The sequence below is a fragment of the Embleya sp. NPDC005575 genome, from assembly GCF_040605455.1.
Taxonomy (GTDB): Bacteria; Actinomycetota; Actinomycetes; order Streptomycetales; family Streptomycetaceae; genus Embleya.
On sequence record NZ_JBEXCV010000102.1, the window covers coordinates 1 to 17,153 of the forward strand.

The following is a 17,153-nucleotide window of genomic DNA, read 5'->3' on the forward strand; positions in this document are numbered from 1 at the left end:
GTCCCGTCCGAGATTCGGACGGGACCCCCGCGCTTGTCGTCCCGACGGGGAGAACCCCGACGTCAGGAGGTGGTCGACGACGCGACGGTGCCTGCCTGCGGAGTCCCGGTGGCGACGCTCGGCTCCGCACTCGGGGCGCGGCGCCGGCGGACGAGGGAGGCGATCAGGACGACGACGGCGGCCAGCAGGGAGAGCAGCATCTGCTTGCGGCCGGCGTCGTCGTACAGCATGTAGCCGATCACGAAGAGCAGGAATGCCGCAGTGCCGTAGGTCAGGCACGGGAAGGCCCACATCTTCACGGTCAGCTTCTCGGGTGCCTCGCGCTCCAGGATGCGGCGCATGCGCAGCTGGGTGAGGCAGATCGACAGCCAGATGAACAGGGCGATGGCGCCGGACGAGTTCAGCAGGAAGTCGAAGACGGTGTCCGGCGAGGTGTAGTTGAAGATCACCGCGACGAAGCCGAAGACCACCGAGGCCAGGACGGCGTTGCGCGGGACACCCCTACGGCTGACGGCGCCGAAGGCCTGCGGCGCGTCGCCGCGCTTGGCCAGCGAGAACGCCATGCGCGACGCGCTGTACAGGCCCGAGTTGAAGCACGAGAGCACCGCGGTGAGCACGATGACGTTCATGATCTGGCCGGCGGCCGGGATGTTCAGGTGGTCGAGGACCGCCACGTACGAGCTCGCGCCGACGGCGCTGGAATCCCAGGGCATCAGGGTGACCACGATGAGGATGGAGCCCAGGTAGAACAGCGCGATCCGCCAGATCACGCTGTTGGTGGCGCGGGTGACCGCGCGTCGCGGGTCCTTGGACTCGCCGGCCGCGAGGGTGACGATCTCGCTGCCCATGAAGGAGAACGCGACGAGCAGCATGCCGGAGAGGATTTGGCCCCATCCGTTCGGCAGGAAGCCGCCGTGGCCGGTGAGGTTGGTCAGGCCGACCGGGTCGGTGTCCGGCAGCACACCGAAGATCGCCAGCCCGCCGATCACCAGGAACGCCGCGATCGCGACCACCTTGATGCCCGCGAACCAGAACTCGAACTCGCCGTACGAGCCCACCGAGATCAGGTTGGTGGCGGTCAGCAGCGCCATCACCGCGAGGGTGAAGGCCCACTGCGGCACGACGCTCACCCAACCGTGCAGGATCGTGCCGCCGGCGGTGGCCTCCACGGCGAGCACGACGACCCAGAAGAACCAGTACAGCCAGCCGACCGTGAAGCCCGCCCAGCGGCCGAAGGCTCGGTCGGCGTACGAGGAGAAGGAGCCGCTCGTCGGGTTGGCCGCCGACATCTCGCCCAGCATCCGCATGACGAAGACGATCATCAGGCCGGTGAGGGCGTAGGAGATCAGGATGCCCGGACCGACCTTGTTGATGCCCGCCCCCGAGCCCACGAAGAGGCCGGCCCCGATTACGCCGCCGATGGCGATCATCGACAGGTGGCGGTTCTTCAGCCCGCCGCTGAGGCCCTGCCCAGCGGGAGACGACGCCTCGATCACATCCGGGGGTGCGGTCTGCCGTTGTTCGGGGACCTGCTTCGACATGCGGTAGCTCCTCGCCTGGGGGGCGTGTGGATTCGCGAATTGCGAGAACGGGATGCGCGACGCGGATCCCGGTGGCCGACGGCGATGTGCGCGACGTCACCAGCCCGGAGGACGGTATGTCGTCTTTGGTCCGTTGAACAATGCATTCATCTATCAATGAGACTTATGACACATTACGTGGAGTGACATCAAGTCACTGCGACCGGGGCGACGCGCGTCACAGGGCTGTCGTGCGACGCGCGGTGGCGGGCGCGGGAATGTTCCGCGACGGAGCGGGAACCGGACCGGACCTCCTGGCTTCGCCTTCAGCGGGTCGTGTCGGAGCGCCCCGGAAGGTCTGCCAAGGGAATGGCTACATCGGCGAGTTCGCTTGCGTCGACTGCTCGGCCGGAGGCGACGAGGGCGCGGATCGGGTCGGCGACGTCCCAGACGTTGACGTTCATGCCGGCCAATACGCGGCCCTGGGCGAGCCAGAAGGCGATGAACTCGCGGGTGTCACTCCGGCCGCGGAAGACGACTTGGTCGTAGCCGCCGGGTTCGACGTAGCCGGTGTATTCCATGCCCAGGTCGTACTGGTCGGTGAAGAAGTACGGAACGCGGTCGTAGACCACGTCCTGGCCGAGCATCACCTTGGCCGCGACTTGTGGCTGGTTGACGGCGTTGGCCCAGTGCTCGACCCGGATGTGCTTGTCGAGCAGTGGGTGGAAGGCGTTGGCGACGTCCCCGGCCGCGTGCACGTCCGGGTGCGAGGTGCGCAGGTGGGCATCGACGCGGATGCCGTTGTCGACCTCCAGGCCGGCCGCGTCGGCAAGCCGGGTGTTGGGGGTGATGCCGACCCCGACGATGACCGCGTCGGCATCGATGCGGCTGCCGTCGGCCCGCAGCACACCGTTCGCCCGGCCGCCGGCACCGGTGATCTCGGCTACCTGGACACCGAAGCGCAGGTCGACCCCGTGATCGGTGTGCAGGTCGGCGAAGGTTTGGGAGACCTCGCGGCCCAGCACGCGCAGCAGCGGCAGCTCCGCCACCTCCAGCATGGTGACCTCCACGCCGGCCGCGCGGGCGGCGGCCGCCGTCTCCAGGCCGATCCAGCCGGCGCCGATCACCACGATGCGGGATGCGGACTCGAAGGACTCCTTGATGCGGTCGCTGTCGGCGAGCCGGCGCAGATAGTGGACGCCGTCGAGGTCGGCTCCGGGCACGGTCAGGCGGCGCGGCGAGGACCCGGTGGTCAGGAGCAGCTTCGCGTAGCCGATGCGAGTGCCGTCAGCGAGCGTCACCTCGTGTGCGGCCGGGTCGACCGCGGTGACCGCGGCACCCAGGCGCAGGTCGACATCGTGCTCGCCGTACCACTCGGGGGGATGGACGTAGACGGTGTCGCGCTCGTCCTTGCCCAGCAGATAGCCCTTCGAGAGCGGCGGGCGTTCGTAGGGGCGCTCGGTCTCCTCGCCGAGCAGCACGATCGGGCCGTCGAAGCCCTCTTCGCGGAGGGTCTGTGCCGCCTTCGCACCGGCCAGGCTCGCTCCGACGATCACGAATGCCGTGTTCGCGGCCATGTTCTCTCCTCTGCTGGGTTGACGCGGCCCGCAGCTGGGTTGACGCGGCCCGCAGGCGGCCGACGATCCGCTTCCTGCCGGCGGTCGATTCGTTCCCCGGTATGTCTGCCGACAGGGAGCCGCAGAAGACCGTGGCGCTGAACTGTTCGTCGGCGGTCGGCCGCATCAGGCGGCGGTGCGCTTGGCGTGCAGTTCGGCTTCCAGCTGCTCGAACAGCTCGTTGCCGGAGGCGGTGAACTTGGCGATGCCCTCGTCCTCCAGCACACGGACCACGTCGTCGTAGGAGACCCCGACCGTCTCCAGGTCGTCGAGTACCTGCCGGGATGCCGCGTAGGTGCCGTGGATGGTGTCGCCCTGGATGCGGCCGTGGTCGGCAACCGCGCGCAAGGTCTGCTCCGGCATGGTGTTGACCACCCCGGGCGCGACCAGTTCGTCGACGTAGCGGGTGTCGGCGTAGGCGGGGTCCTTCACCCCGGTGGAGGCCCACAGCGGGTGCTGGGGGCGCATGCCGGCCGCGGCCAGCGCCTGCCACTCCTGGGAGGCGGTGGCCTGCTCGAAGTGCTGGTAGGCCAAGCGGGCGTTGGCGATCGCGGCCCGTCCGCGCAGGGCCGACGCCTCCGGTGCGTCGATCCTGTCCAGCCTGCTGTCGACCTCGGTGTCCACCCGGCTGACGAAGAAGGAGGCCACCGACGCGATGGACGCAACGTCGCGCCCCGCCGCATGGGCCTTGCTCATGCCGTCCAGGAAGGCGCGGAGTACCCGGTCGTAGCGGTCCAGGGAGAAGATCAGCGTCACGTTGATACTGATGCCTTCGGCGAGCGCGGTGCTGATCGCCTTCAGGCCGGGTTGGGTGGCGGGAATCTTCACGAACAGGTTCGGCCGGTCCACCAGCCACCACAGGGCCCGTGACTCGGCGATCGTCGCCGCTGTGTCGTGAGCGACGCGCGGGTCCACCTCGAGCGACACCCGTCCGTCCACCCCGTCGCCGACCTCGTACACCGGTCGCAGCACGTCGCAGGCCCAACGTACGTCGAACGCGGTCAGCGACCTGACGGCTTCCCCGACCTGCACGCCGCGCCGGGCCAGGTCGGCGATCTGGGTGTCGTAGCGCTCTCCGGCGCGGATCGCCTTGGCGAAGATCGTCGGGTTGCTGGTGATGCCCACGACCCGCTGCTCGCGAATCAGGTCGCTCAGCCCGCCGCCGGCGAGCCGCTCCCGGCTCAGATCATCGAGCCACACCGCTACACCGTGGTCGGCCAGCCGGTCGAGGTTCTCACTCATGATGTTCTCCCATGCGTGGTGCAATGCCGTCTACGGCGTGGTGCACCTCTCGGGTGCAGGCGGGGCCGCAGGTCTCCTTCGCACAGGCGCCGGGAGGGCGGGGCGCACCGGGGCCGAGCCCGGTCTGCCCATACGACGACCAGTGACACTCCCAGGTTCACTCGCGTCGAAGGCCGCGATCCCGGCGGCCTGCCGGTGATGGTGGCCTGCCCCGGCCCGGACGAAGTCGCACGGCTTGGAATCATCGCCCGCCGGCATGTGTGCTTCTCCCATACCCAGGTTGCGGACGACCAGCCGCGGCCCGAAGCCGGGAGTGCGGGTCCGCCGGCTTCGCCGTTGTGGGCGAGATGATGTCGGAAGCTGTCTGGTTTACCTGTGCTTGCAGAGCGCCGCGGGGCGGGTGCGGTGCCATCGCCTGCGTGCACGGTCGGGGCAGCCCTTCGTTTCTCCGCGCGGGCGTCGTCGGCGCGGCACACAGTCACGGATGACGACTGTCGGTCACTATGTGGTGAATCCGTGTCGCTCTGTGTGGTGCGGAGGCCTGTGTCAGCAACGTTGGGGCCGCCCGGGAGTCTCACTGGTCCCGCATCAACGCGAGGAGCAACGCCCGTGATCACCGTGGTGAACAAGTCGACCCGTTGTACCGATGACGAGGTGCGTGCCATGACGCGCGCTTGCGCCACCCAGGTGCAGCAGCACGCGGCACCGACGTGGGGTCAGGTACCCATTCCCGTGGTGTACGCGGCCAGTGAGCAGGAGGCCCCTCCCGGAGCGTGGGTCATCGCCATCCTCGACGACCCCGACCAGGCCGACGCGCTCGGCTGGCACACCGAGGAGCAGGGGGATCTGATCTACGGCCGGGTCTTCGCCGCCCCCGTGCTCGACAACGGCGGCGCCGTCCTGTCCGGGGCGCTGACCGTTTCCGGCGTGCTCAGCCACGAAGTGCTGGAGACGCTGGTCGACCCGCACGTCAACCTGTGGGCCGACAACGGCAACGGCGACGCGTACGCCTTGGAGATCGGCGACCCCGTCGAGTCGGATTCCTACGAGATCGTCGTGCACGGTACCGGCCCGGTCGGCGTGTCGAACTTCGTCACGCCCCACTGGTTCGACCCCCGGGCCGGCAAAGACCAGAAGTTCGACTGGCTTGGCAAGGTCACGGCGCCGTTCAGGATGACCAAAGGCGGCTACGTCGTCGTCACGCGCGAGGGCAAGATCCAGCAGCACTTCGGCGAGACCTACCCCGAGTGGCGCAGGGCCATGAAACACGCTGACACCTCCCGCTCCGCCAGGCGCACGACCACCTGAGACCAGCCACTCGAGACAATCCTCGATCGAGCCTCGCCGGCCCCGGTAGGAGGTACCTCGCCGGGGCCGGCGAGGTGCCTGCCGGGTCGGGGTGGGTTTCGCTGCGTCCCCGGCCGGGTGCCGGGGACGCAGCGAGAGGCGGGCGGGGTCGGGTTCAGGCGGTGTCGGCGCGCCGACGTCGATAGAGGGCTACGGCCCCGCCCGCGAGGGCGAGTGCCGCTCCGGAACCGGCGAGCAGCGGGGTGGAGAACGACGCCTCGTCCGCATTGTGCCGGGGGCCGTAGCCGCTGGAGTACCCCTTCGTGTCGTACTCCGAGCCGGGCAACTTGTCGGCGTAGCGGGCCTTGACCAGCTTCTGGTAGTCGCCGAGCGACATCGACGCCCGGCCGCCCAGTCCCTGCCGGGCCTGGTCGTTGAGCGGCTCGACGGTGTTGAGCTTGAGCTGGTACCAGCCGCGGACCTGCGGCTCGGTGAAGATCAGGGTGCCTGCGGTGGCTTTGCCGGCGTATGTGGCGTCGCTGTCGCCGTCGCGCAGGGCCGCCAGGTGCCAGCCGCCGCCCTGGGTGGGGGCGAGCATGACGCTGGTGCTGCGGCCGTTGACGGTGGCGTTCAACGAGGAGACCAGGTATGTCAGTTTGATTGCCTCGGTGGGCAGTGGCAGGACGGTGCCCGCGACGAATCCGGGGGTGATCTCGTTCAGTGCCACCGGGTCGTTGATGGTGAAGGCCGGGAGGTCCTGACACGGCTCGGGGGTTTCGGGAATCGTCTGCACCGACGCGTCGGCGCCGGTGGGCACCGGAGTGCTCAGGAAGCGGCAGACGGCGTCGCGGACGGTGGTGGACTTTACCGCCTCGAGGGCGGCCTGGTAGTCGGGGATGTCGGCTGGGAGCGGGTCCTTGGCCGGGGCCGCGTGGGCCATGCCGGCGACGGACAGCAGTGCGGACGCGCTCACTGCGAGGAGGATGGACAGGCGGGAGAAGCGAGAGCCTGCCCGCGTGCCGGACGTTGTGGTGCCGCTGGTGTCGCGCATGTCGCCTGCCTTAGCGGGAGATGCCGATGCGGGAGTGGGTCCACTTCGACGAGCTGTTGCTCACGTAGTCGTTGTAGTTCCACCACGTGTACGTGGCGGTGTCCGGCCACGGATCGGCCACGGCGATCGTGTTGCGCGACGTGTCGAAGCCGTAGACGACGTTCATGTGGCCACCACCGGACGTCCACCCGATGCGGGCAGCGACCGGCCGGGCCGCCTTGACCTCGGTGTACACCTGGTTGAACGTGGCCGCGCTGTTCAGACCCGAGCCGGGGTGGGTCATGCCGAGGCTGTTCCAGCCCTTGGCCATGTCGTCGAGCGTTGCGGGCTGGTTGTTGCAGCCGTAGTAGGGCTGGGCGCGGTCGCAGAAGTCCGTCTGCGTGGAGCCGAAGCCCTGGAACTTGGCGATGGTCAGGCCGGAGGCGACCCAGCACCACTGCGACTTCTCCTGCTTGTACATGCCGATGTTGTCCTGACCCGCTTCCGCGTGAGCCGTACCTCCCGCGGTCGCAAGCAATTCCGAGGCGACCAGCACGATGACTGACGCCGCGGTTCCGTACCTGAATCTGCCCATGTTCCTGCCTTCCCGTGACGAGACGAGCGGGGCGATCTGGCACAGATATGACAGCGCACCATGGCGAAGCCGTATAGGGATATTGCAGGAATTACACCTATATTGACCATTTACCGGTTAATCATAGATTCGGGCGATTGATACCGATTAGGGGAGAATCTCCGGCCGACCGGGCGGCGATGGGATCCATGCCGACCGTGATGGATGTCGACGGCGGCCATTGCCACGCATCCGGGTCCGTCCAGGCAACGGGTCCGTGGTCCCTGCGCAGGTGGTCCGTCAGTACCCGGGAGATCAGGTTCAGCCACGCGGTCCAGGACTCCTGCGTCCCGGAACCCATGAGCCGTGCGACGCGAAAGAAGCGATACGGCGCGGCATCGTCGGGGAGCAGGGCCGGCGCCTCCGCACACTCGGCGACGACCATGGGCAGGGTCCACTGACACACCCCCTGCCGGTGCCTCCCGAGTGTGTCCGCGGTCCGGATGCCCCCGGGCGTCCGCCGCAATCCGGGTCCGGAAAAGGCCACAACAGGGCCACAGGGAACGCGTCGTGGCCCGGCCCGGCCCGCGCTTGACTGTTGAGCGTACGCAGATCCTCCGGTCGGCGCCCGGTCTTCGCCGAAGGCGCCCGCACGTCGTTGCGCCCCCGGTTCACTCGCACGTGAACGTTCGGCGACCGCGCATGCCCGGTCCACGCAACAGGGGAAGGTTTCGATGGCGACTTCGTTGCGGGACGAGGGTGGCCGCGGACTCCCGCTCGGGGCCGTGTTCGCCGCCGGTTGGGGCTGGTACCGGGACCCGCTCGGAAAACGGGTCAGGGCCCGCGTCGCGGGACGACCCGGATGAAGCGGCGCCGTGCCGGTGTGGGCTTGGGCCGCCCCGATGACCTGCCCGTTCTCGTCCCGGAACGATCCCGCCGACCCTCTCACGGAAGCCCGAGCCGCCCGGGCACCGGCCCGGGCGTGCACCCGGCCCGCGAATTCCGTGCGGCGCGCGCGTGTTGCCGTGACCTCGCCGGTTGCCTGGGCCTGACGGCGGTTGTCGTCGCGGCCCTGATCCTCGCGACTTGGACCCCCTGGTGACCCGCCCGTGGAGATCGTCGAACGCTCCGCACGGCGACGGGAAGAGGTGACCCCGAGCACTGCACGATCAGTAATACTGACAAACCGGCTCAGGTGTCGCCGCCGGCAGGACAGGCTCGACGTGGGTTCCGCGTCGACGACCTGCGTCACCGCCGCGTCGTCGGGCGCGGTGTACACCAGCGACACCCACGCGTCCATCGGAGATGTTCGGCGGGGGATTGCCCTTCGACGGATCCGGCGGCGGATCGTCACAAATATCGCTGTACTTATGCCCCATGCGGTGGTTTTGCCGAATTTCTTCCACCACATGTCGGTCGACCGTGAGCGATCCACGGGGCGGGGCATTGTTTCGGCCAGAGTTTCGACGGAACGACCATGTCCAACAAGCCAGGTGTACCCTGTCGCCGCGCACACCGTTCCAGGCTGCCCGAATCCAATGCGAACAACCTTCGGCGTGCGATTTTTTGTTGCCTCCGACCGGTTGGACAGGGCAGTCCCCGGCCATGATCGAACGAGAGATACATGCGTAAAAAGAGAACAATATCCAATTCGGCCACCAAGGCATTCCTGGTGGCTGCCATCGCACTCGGTGCCATCGGCTCGACGGCCATTTCTGCCGGGGCGTTACCGGCAAAATCGGCACAGGCTCATGAGCAACAGACCAAGCGTGTCGTATATCAGGGTGTCGCCATCCAAGTCCCACTTCAGTGGCCGGTTTTCGATCTGCGACAAAACCCGGAAACCTGTGTTCGGCTCGACCGGAATGCCGTGTACCTGGGACACCCGGCAGCCGATCAGAAATGCTCGGCCCGTGCTGTCGGAGAGAAGGCCGAGGCTGTCATTCTGGAGAACTTCGACGAAGCCACGGTTCTCGAATCGGTTCACGTGGTCCGAATGAAGCAGGGAGCAAAGGCGCCGACCGACTTGGCTCCCGACAGCGACCGGCAGGCGTATCTCGCGATCGAGGGTGCGGGCGTGCTCGCCACGGCGTCCTATGCCAAGGACGATCGTGCGACCGCCGCTGTGCTGGCGTCGATCACGACGACAAGCGATGCCGTACCCCGCGAGTTCGCCGAACCGTCACAGCCGCCGCGACGGCAGATCGCCACGGCCGCGCCGTCGACGGCATACGAGGGCAAGGCCTTCGATACCTGTACCGCGCCGTCGTCCTCGACCATGTCGAAGTGGCTCGCGTCGCCGTACCGCGCGGTCGGCATCTATGTGGGCGGCCCGTTGCGTGCCTGCCAACAACCGAATCTCACGGCCGACTGGGTGGACCGGCAGGCGGCGGCAGGGTGGAGCTTTCTGCCGATCTACGTGGGGCTCCAGGCAAACGTAATCGACTCGGCGACCGCACAGGCTCAGGGGCGTACTGCCGGTGACGCGGCGGTCGGCCAGGCCGCGGCCCTCGGTTTCGGTCCCGGGGCGGTCGTCTACCTGGACATCGAAAGGTTCGAGGACAACGCGCTTCGGGCCAGGGTGCTGGACTATGTGGCAGGTTGGACGGCACGCGTTCACGAACGCGGCTATCGATCCGGCGTCTATGCCGCGCGCAACAACGTCGTCCCGGACCTGGAGGCCCGATACGACGACTCGGGCTACCCGCGTCCCGACGTGCTGTGGACCGCGAACTGGGACAACCAGGCGAATGTGTCCAACTCGTCGATGGGGCTGGATTCGACCGCGCACTGGGCGAGCGCGCGGGCCCATCAGTACCAGGGGGATTTCTCCGCCACCTACGGCGGCGCGACGATCAGCATCGACGCCAACTACCTTGAGGTCGGGGCTGACGGTCAACCCGGGCAAGTGGGTCCTCGTGATGAGGTGTCGGCGGATTTCGATGGTGACGGCAAGGCCGACATGGTGTCGGTGGACTCGGTGTCGGGGGCGTTGTCGTTCCGAGCGGGTTCGGGGTCGGGGTCGACGTTCGTGTCGCCGGTGTCGATGTGGGGGGACAACAGTTGGGCGGACCTTCGGGATCTGGTGGCGGCGGACTTCGACGGTGACGGCAGGGTCGACATCGCCGCGGTGAGTTCGACGGGTTGGTTGCGGTTCTACGGCGGCAACGGCGACGGTTCGTTGCGAAGCGGCGTCTCGATGTGGGGTGACGCCGGGTGGTCGGGTCTGTCGGATCTGACGGCGGCGGACTTCGACAGCGACGGCAAGGCGGACATCGTTGCGCGGGGTGACGACGGTGTGTTGCGGGTGTGGCCCGGGATTGGTAACGGCGCACTTCGTGAGTCCGTGCGTTTGTGGCCGGATTCGGGTTGGACTGGTGAACACGACTTGGTGGCGGCGGACTTCGACGGCGACGGCAAGGCCGACATCGTCGCCCGTGGCGATGACGGCGGTCTGCGGATCTGGACGGGGAACGGGAACAACTCCCTGAACGAGTCGGCGCGGATCTGGCACGACAACGGATTCACGGAATACCGGGACCTGGCTGCGGCGGATGTGGACAACAACGGCACTGCCGATGTGGTGGCGATCGACAATGACGGCGTGGTCCGTTTCTACTCGGGCAACGGCGACGCGTCGTTGAACGAGGGTGTCCGGACGCAGGATGTGTCGGGGTGGCGATCGGGTCTGGGGGCCGTGTGGGCCGACTTCTCCGGTGACGGCAAAGCCGACCTGGTCGCGATCGACTCCGGTGGAACGCTGTGGATGTACGCCGGTAAAGGCAACGGAGCTCTTGCGGGCAGTGCACGTCGGTTGTGGTCCGACAGCGCCTGGGCCGGGATGACGGACCTCGCGGCGGGCGACTTCAACGGGGACGGGAAGTCCGACCTGGTCGCGCGAGGCGATGACGGCGTGCTGCGGATCTGGACCGGAAACGGCAATTCCACGTTGAACGAGTCGGTGTGGTTGTGGCCGGACGCCGCCTGGACTGGTGAACAAGACATCGTCGCAGGTGACTTCAACGGGGACGGGAAGTCCGACCTGGTCGCGCGAGGCGATGACGGCGTGCTGCGGATCTGGACCGGAAACGGCAACCTCTCACTCAACGAGGCCGTGCATTTGTGGCCCGACGCTGCCTGGGACGGCGAACGCGACCTCACCGCAGGCGACTTCAACGGCGACGGCAACACCGACCTCGTCGCACGCGGCCTCGACGGCATGCTCCGACTGTGGACCGGCAACGGAAACAACACCCTGAACGAAGCCGCCCACATGTGGCCCGACAACGGCTGGAACGGCATGCACGACCTCGCGGCCGCCGACCTGAACCAGGACGGAAAGCTCGACGTCACCGCCATCGGCGACGACCACGTCCTACGGTTCTACGCCGGCAACGGCGACGGCACCCTCGACATCAACAACCTCGACATCGGCAAAAACACCTGGTAGGAGCACAATCAATCGATCTCGTCCAGAGGCGCCGCTCGCCGAACACGGTGGCGGTGCCTCCGGACGTCGGGCTCTCGGTGCGATCCGCTCGTGTTCGCGAGTCGGGTCCGTCGCGGAGGTCGCGGAGGTCGCGGAGGTCGCGGAGGTCGCGGGTACGCCCGTGCGCGGGGGCCGGCAGGCCACGCCTGCCCCGCATGCGTCGACCGGGTGGCTGGTTCCATCGTCGCCCGGTTGGTTACCAGCCGGTGACGCGTTCCCAGAAGGTCTGAATCGCCGGTGCGGTGTCCGTGGTCGGTGCGCCGTCGACTACGTGGTACCCGCGGTGCTGGGCGGCGGTGGCGCAGGCGTGGTTGGGCAGGATACGCAGACGAGTGCCGACGGGCAGGTCGGGCAGGTGGGCGCCGTCGCGGGCGGTGAGGGTGCCGTGTTCCTGGCTTGCGGCCGTCATGAGCAAACCGGGAATGAGGTTGCCATCCAGGTCGGTGACCAGGCCGTAGCCCTGGTCCTGCGGCTGGACGGCGGTGCCGCGGTCGCGGGACATGGCCATCCAGCCGCCGTCGGTGACGATCCACCCGCGCTCGCGGCGGTGGCCGATGACGGTGACGACGACCGACAGGGCGAGATCCTCGATGCGGCAGATGCCGATGCCGGCCATCACCAGGTCGAAGAAGACATAGTTTCCCGCGCGCAGTTCGGTGACCCCGTCGAGGTCCTCGGCCGCGTGGGCCGTGGGGGTGGAGCCGACACTGACGGTGGCCACGGGCAGGCCGGCCGCGCGCAGCCGCTCGGCCGCAGCGACGGCGGTGTCGCGTTCGTTCTTCGCCGCCAGGCGCCGTTCCTCGGCGGTGTAGGCGAAGTACGACTCGCCCGCGTGGGTCAGCACGCCGTCCAGACATCCCACGTCGTGCAGGATGCGGCCGATCTCGGGGAGCGCGGGGGCGTCGGGCTCAAGGCCGCCTCGGTGGCCGTCGCAGTCGATCTCGATCTGGGTGGGGACGGGAAGGCCGGCCCGGCGAGAGGCTTCGGCGACGGATGCCGCCTGCTCGACGCTGTCCAGCAGGATCCGCAGGGTGACACCGCGGCGCAGCAGCGCGAAGACGCGCGTGAGTTTGTGGGGGTCGATACCGACGGCGTACGTGATGTCGATGTAGCCGCCGTCCGCGAACGCCTCGGCCTCGGCCAGGGTGGAGACGGTGATCGGGCAGGGTGCGTCGTGCGTGAGGCCTGTGACGTCGAGGCTCTTGGCCGTCTTCACATGGGGGCGCAGGGCGACTCCGAGCCGGTTTGCCCTGGCTGCCAGTCGTTCGATGTTGCGCCGGGCCTTGTGGACGTCGACGACGGCGAACGGGGTGTCGGGGTCGGCGAGGGTCCGGGTGGTGTCCGGGCTGGTGACCCTTGGGGGGCTGCTCACAGGGAGATGTCCATCTTCTTCAGAAGGGCCAGGCCCAGATACAGGTCCTGCACGCCGATTCCGGAGCTGTCGAAGACCGTGATGTCGTTGTCGTCGGTGCGTCCCGTGGCGTGGCCGGTGAGGACATCGCCGAGCGGGGTGAGGACCGTCTGCGTGGGGGCGTGTTGGCTTTCGCCCATGCGGCGGGCCTGCTCGGGCAGGTCACAGAAGACGCGGGCGCGCCTGAACAGTTCGGGTGGGAGTTCGCGTTTGCCGGGGGCGTCCGCGCCCATGCAGGAGATGTGTGTACCGGGGCGGACCCAGACGGCCTCGAACAGCGGCGGGTCGTCGCTCGTGGCGGTGGTGGCGGTGACGATCACATCCGCCCGGGAGCAGGCTTCCTCGGCGTCGACGCTCCGGGCGTTGTGTCCGTTTGCGGCCAATGCCGCGCTCGTCTGCTCGGCGCGCTCGGCGGTGCGTCCCACGACCAGGACCTGGGCGATGGGCCGCGTGCGGCTGACGGCCTCCACCTCGTAGGCCGCCTGGTGGCCGGTGCCGAAGACCGCCAGGGTAGTGGCCCCGGCACGGGCCAGCAGATCGACGGCGAGGGCGTCGGCGGCAGCGGTCCGGTAGGCGTTCGCGGTGCCGACCTCCAGGACGACCGCGATCCTGCCGTTCGTCTGGTCGAACAGCAGCAGGGTGGAGTGGTGGCGCGGCAGCCCGTGTTCCGCGTTGTCCGGCCAGTAGGTGCCGATCTTCACCCCGGCGTGCGTCGCGGATGCGGACGGCTTGAGGGTGAACCGGTTGCGTGGGTCGGACCCGTGCACGGCGAGACTGGGCAAGGACGAGCCGTGCACCGTCGCGGCGAAGGCAGTGCGGGCCGCTTCCATGGCCAGGTCCTCGTCCACGAGCGCGGCGGTCTGCTCTTCGGTGATGTACAGCAGGCGGCGCGCGACCGGTGGCCGGTCGGAGCCGGAAGCGGGAGCGGGCACGGGGCGGGTGGTCGAACCGGCGGCGGTCACGAGGCGCCTTTCACTTGGTGTAGTTGTACACGGTCGCCCGGGACACGCCGAGCAGGTCCGCGATGTTCTGCGCGGCATCGCGGGAGTCGAAGTGGCCCTCCCGGTACAGCTGTTGTACGAGTGCCTTCTTGCTCTCCCTGCTCAGCGACCGAGGGGTCGCCGCGCGCTCCGCGGCCAGTTCCTCCACCGCCCGGCGCAGTTCGCGGGCGTTGCGGTCCCGGAGGGTTTCCAGGGAGTGGTCGCGGTGCTCGGTGTCCGTGGCCACGAGGTTCGACAACGCGAGTGTCACCGGCGACAGCACCGACACGTCCAGATTCAGGCAGAGGGCGGCGACGTATTCGCCGGCGGCGTTCTTGATCCCGATGGATGTGCTCTTGGCCGGGCGGCCGTCGGGGAACTGGTTGGGGTAGTTCTGGATGACGCTGGGGTAGCTCGGGTCCTCGATGCGGGCCAGGCCCAGCTCTGTGACCGAGTCCCCGACCGTGCGGCCGGAGAGGTTGTTCTCGATCGCCCGGATCGCATGACGCGGATCCCGCAGGTCATGCAGAACCACTTCGCACAGGCCCGGGAACATGCGGCCCAGCGCGACGGCGATCGTTTCGACCTCACGGATGAGGTGCTCGTCCGCCTCGGTGGAGGCCGCGGCAGCCACACCCGTGCGCTCGCCCGTCTCCGGACCATCAACGTGTTCCATGAGGGCCCTTTCGGCTGCATTGGATTTATTTTCCATCCTTGGATAGACAGTCTAAGGAGGTCGTTCGATGGTTGTCCAGCGGGCCCACCAGCGGCGAAGCGACCCGGAAGGGGGCGGCCGTACGGTCGGTGCACGACCGCACGCGGCCGCCGTGGCGAGGTCGGTTGCGCCTACCTCGCCACGGCGGCCGGGAACTCCAGGCCGACGCAACCGAGTTGGAGCCGGCGGCCGGACACGCCGCGGGCGAGGCCGGTACGACCGACCCGCGCGCCGTACCTGGCGCGGCGAGGCCGGTGCCACCATCGCCGAGCGGGCGCCGGCGGACCGGATGAGCTACCGCGCGTTCCTCGCAGAGTTCTTGATGGCCGAGTGCGACGCCCGGCACCGTTCGGAGCGGAGGATAAGGCGGGGCCGACTTCCCGCGGGAGGAGTCCTTGCGGGTGTTCTACTTCGACGTCGACCCGAATCCCGGCGACGGCGGTGACGGTGCCTACCAGCCGAGTTGGTCGCCGAGCCGCAACCGCAGCCACAGCACCAGACGCTCGTCCGGGTCGGCGAGATCGAACCCGAAGATCTCCTTGGCACGGGAAAGCCGGTACCGGATCGTGTTCGGGTGCACGGACAGCCGATGGGAGGCGGCGGCGACATCGCCGTTGGCGTCCAGGTAGGCGAGGATGGTGGGCGCATACGTGGTGCTGTGCTCGAGATCGTGGGCACGGACCGCCGGCCCGAGCCCGCGGGGGAGCCCCTCGTGCGTGGCCAGCATCTGGGCCAGCGCGGACAGCGTCGCGCCGGCCCACACCTCGTCGATCGTCGCCACCTGGCACGACTCCGGATCACCCGGCCGCTCGGAGAGCGCACGCAGGACGAGATCCGCGTCGGCGCGTGAGCTCACGATCGAGCGCAGCCCCTGGACGATCGAGCCCAGTCCGGCCCGGACGGGCACACGGAGCGCGCTGTGGGCCCGCCGCGCGATATAGGCGACGAGTTCACGGTGCGCGTTCGACGAAGGCCCGCTCGGCAGCAGGGCATAGACCGTTCCGTCGATCAACGCGCAGCCGTGCCTGCCGTAGCGCGCCTCGCAATGCAAGCTCACCAAGTCGGCGAGCCGGGTGGCCGCGTGAGCCGTGAGAACATCCTCGGCATCGACCGAGGCGACGGCGAATGCGGCCACTGCGACGGGCAAGTTCGGGTCCAGACCGAGCTGTTGGGCCACCGCGGTGACACTGCTCGGGTCGGCGAGCAGCCGCCGCAACAGGTCGGCGTACCTGCGCCGGACGGCAGATTCCGTGGTACGGGCTGCGAGCAGGTGCAGCGCGACGTTGCTCGCCACATCGGAAAGGGCCTGTTCGGCAACGGAGTCCAGGTTTTCGCCGGCATCGACGACCCAGATCGAACCCAACACCTCGCTTCCCACGCGGACCGCGACACCGAGACGAGGAAACCCCCCGGGAACGCCGGAGAACCGGCAAGTGCGCCCCACCCGGGTGAGCACACGGTACTGCTCGTCGTAGTCCGGGCCGTCCGGCACCTGGAGGCCGAGGATGCCCTGGCGGCGGCCCTCGTCAACGGCCTGGCCGGGCAAAGTCGAGTACGCGAGGATGCGCCGGTGCGGATCCTCGATCACGGTGGCTCCGCCCACCATCCCCGCGATCGCGTTGGCCAACGCGAACAGATCGCCGACGGCCGGGGCACCTGCGGCCTGCCCGAAACGCACCGTCGGGGTAAGGGCCGAGGAGATCATGGCATCCAAATGGTGCCAGGCCACGGCCTCGTCGGCGGCGAGCAGCACGATGCCGGACTGCCGGGCGGCTTCCACCAGCCGGGTGACCGGCTCGCCGAAACTCTTCACCACCAGAGCGGCGTATCCGGCCTCGGTCGCCGAACCGACCAGTTCCATCGCCTGCGCTTCGACCATCCCCACTCCGACGGCGAGCAGGATCGCGTCTCTGATGGGGGGAAGTGGAAGTGGGGCTCGACGCTCGAAGATGACCACGCCCGAGACCGGCACCAGTCTTTCCGGCAGTACGGTCAACGGCCGCAGCAGCGACGAGCCCAACACTTCCAGGACTTGTCCGAGATCGGGAACCCCGGTATCGAGCATCCTCACCTCTTTGGCCAGGCACACAAAGCATTCGGGAAATCTCTGGACGGGCATCGCATGCCCCCGGCCAGTCCAAGCGCCACGCTGTCCGCATGCTCAATTCAGCAAACGTGCGGCGGGCATGCCCAGTGACCGTACCCTCCAAGGCCTCGTGGAGCGCAACCAACCGCGGCCCCCCGCGGCGAGTTCGGTGACGAGCCGGTGCCGCAGGAGGCTGTGATCCC

At 68.5% G+C, this 17,153-nt stretch carries 12 protein-coding genes and 1 pseudogene; 3 read left to right on the top strand and 10 right to left on the bottom strand.

Annotated features, from left to right (window positions below; translation table 11 throughout):
• Positions 1-62: 62 nt before the first annotated feature.
• The 3 genes from ABZS54_RS28480 to tal all read right to left on the bottom strand — a co-directional run bounded on the left by ABZS54_RS28480 (position 63) and on the right by tal (position 4,378).
• A complete protein-coding gene (locus tag ABZS54_RS28480; protein WP_355542083.1) occupies positions 63-1,541 on the bottom strand; it encodes an amino acid permease in 1,479 nt (492 codons plus the stop codon).
• 305 nt (positions 1,542-1,846) lie between these two features.
• A complete protein-coding gene (locus ABZS54_RS28485) occupies positions 1,847-3,097 on the bottom strand; it encodes an FAD-dependent oxidoreductase (RefSeq protein WP_355542085.1) in 1,251 nt (416 codons plus the stop codon).
• Between the two features lie 165 nt (positions 3,098-3,262).
• Positions 3,263-4,378 (bottom strand): transaldolase, encoded by a 1,116-nt coding sequence (gene tal, locus ABZS54_RS28490; protein WP_355542088.1) that lies wholly within the window; start codon positions 4,376-4,378, stop codon positions 3,263-3,265.
• Positions 4,379-5,041: 663 nt separating this feature from the next.
• On the opposite strand from tal, the gene ABZS54_RS28495 reads away from it, so the two are divergent.
• Positions 5,042-5,686 carry a hypothetical protein gene (locus ABZS54_RS28495; protein ID WP_355542091.1) on the top strand — a complete coding sequence of 215 codons (645 nt, stop codon included), beginning with the start codon at positions 5,042-5,044 and terminating at the stop codon, positions 5,684-5,686.
• A gap of 154 nt (positions 5,687-5,840) precedes the next feature.
• On the opposite strand, the gene ABZS54_RS28500 is transcribed toward ABZS54_RS28495, so the two are convergent.
• From ABZS54_RS28500 to ABZS54_RS28510, 3 genes are all read right to left on the bottom strand, one after another.
• A complete protein-coding gene (locus tag ABZS54_RS28500) occupies positions 5,841-6,638 on the bottom strand; it encodes a hypothetical protein (RefSeq protein WP_355542094.1) in 798 nt (265 codons plus the stop codon).
• An 88-nt stretch (positions 6,639-6,726) separates the two neighbouring features.
• Positions 6,727-7,290 carry a papain-like cysteine protease family protein gene (locus ABZS54_RS28505; protein WP_355542097.1) on the bottom strand — a complete coding sequence of 188 codons (564 nt, stop codon included), beginning with the start codon at positions 7,288-7,290 and terminating at the stop codon, positions 6,727-6,729.
• 121 nt (positions 7,291-7,411) lie between these two features.
• Positions 7,412-7,714 carry a hypothetical protein gene (locus ABZS54_RS28510; RefSeq protein WP_355542100.1) on the bottom strand — a complete coding sequence of 101 codons (303 nt, stop codon included), beginning with the start codon at positions 7,712-7,714 and terminating at the stop codon, positions 7,412-7,414.
• 1,179 nt (positions 7,715-8,893) lie between these two features.
• Here ABZS54_RS28510 and ABZS54_RS28515 point away from each other — a divergent pair.
• Complete coding sequence (locus tag ABZS54_RS28515; RefSeq protein WP_355542103.1) at positions 8,894-11,719, top strand: FG-GAP-like repeat-containing protein; 2,826 nt, start codon at positions 8,894-8,896, stop codon at positions 11,717-11,719.
• A gap of 235 nt (positions 11,720-11,954) precedes the next feature.
• On the opposite strand, the gene ABZS54_RS28520 is transcribed toward ABZS54_RS28515, so the two are convergent.
• The 3 genes from ABZS54_RS28520 to ABZS54_RS28530 are packed head-to-tail and all read right to left on the bottom strand — an operon-like array spanning position 11,955 to position 14,825.
• Positions 11,955-13,130, bottom strand: a complete 1,176-nt coding sequence (locus ABZS54_RS28520) for a DSD1 family PLP-dependent enzyme (RefSeq protein ID WP_355542106.1) — start codon at positions 13,128-13,130, stop codon at positions 11,955-11,957.
• Positions 13,127-14,101 (bottom strand): ornithine cyclodeaminase family protein, encoded by a 975-nt coding sequence (locus ABZS54_RS28525; RefSeq protein WP_355542109.1) that lies wholly within the window; start codon positions 14,099-14,101, stop codon positions 13,127-13,129. Before ABZS54_RS28525 ends, ABZS54_RS28520 begins: the two co-directional genes overlap by 4 nt.
• Positions 14,102-14,141: 40 nt before the next feature.
• Positions 14,142-14,825 carry a PAS domain-containing protein gene (locus ABZS54_RS28530; RefSeq protein WP_355542112.1) on the bottom strand — a complete coding sequence of 228 codons (684 nt, stop codon included), beginning with the start codon at positions 14,823-14,825 and terminating at the stop codon, positions 14,142-14,144.
• Positions 14,826-15,126: 301 nt separating this feature from the next.
• On the opposite strand from ABZS54_RS28530, the pseudogene ABZS54_RS28535 reads away from it, so the two are divergent.
• Positions 15,127-15,292: pseudogene (locus ABZS54_RS28535) on the top strand (AAA family ATPase); the annotation flags it as partial.
• A 23-nt stretch (positions 15,293-15,315) separates the two neighbouring features.
• On the opposite strand, the gene ABZS54_RS28540 reads toward ABZS54_RS28535, so the two are convergent.
• On the bottom strand, positions 15,316-16,929 hold the full coding sequence (locus ABZS54_RS28540; protein WP_355542115.1) for a helix-turn-helix domain-containing protein: 1,614 nt from the start codon (positions 16,927-16,929) through the stop codon (positions 15,316-15,318).
• Positions 16,930-17,153: the final 224 nt, after the last annotated feature.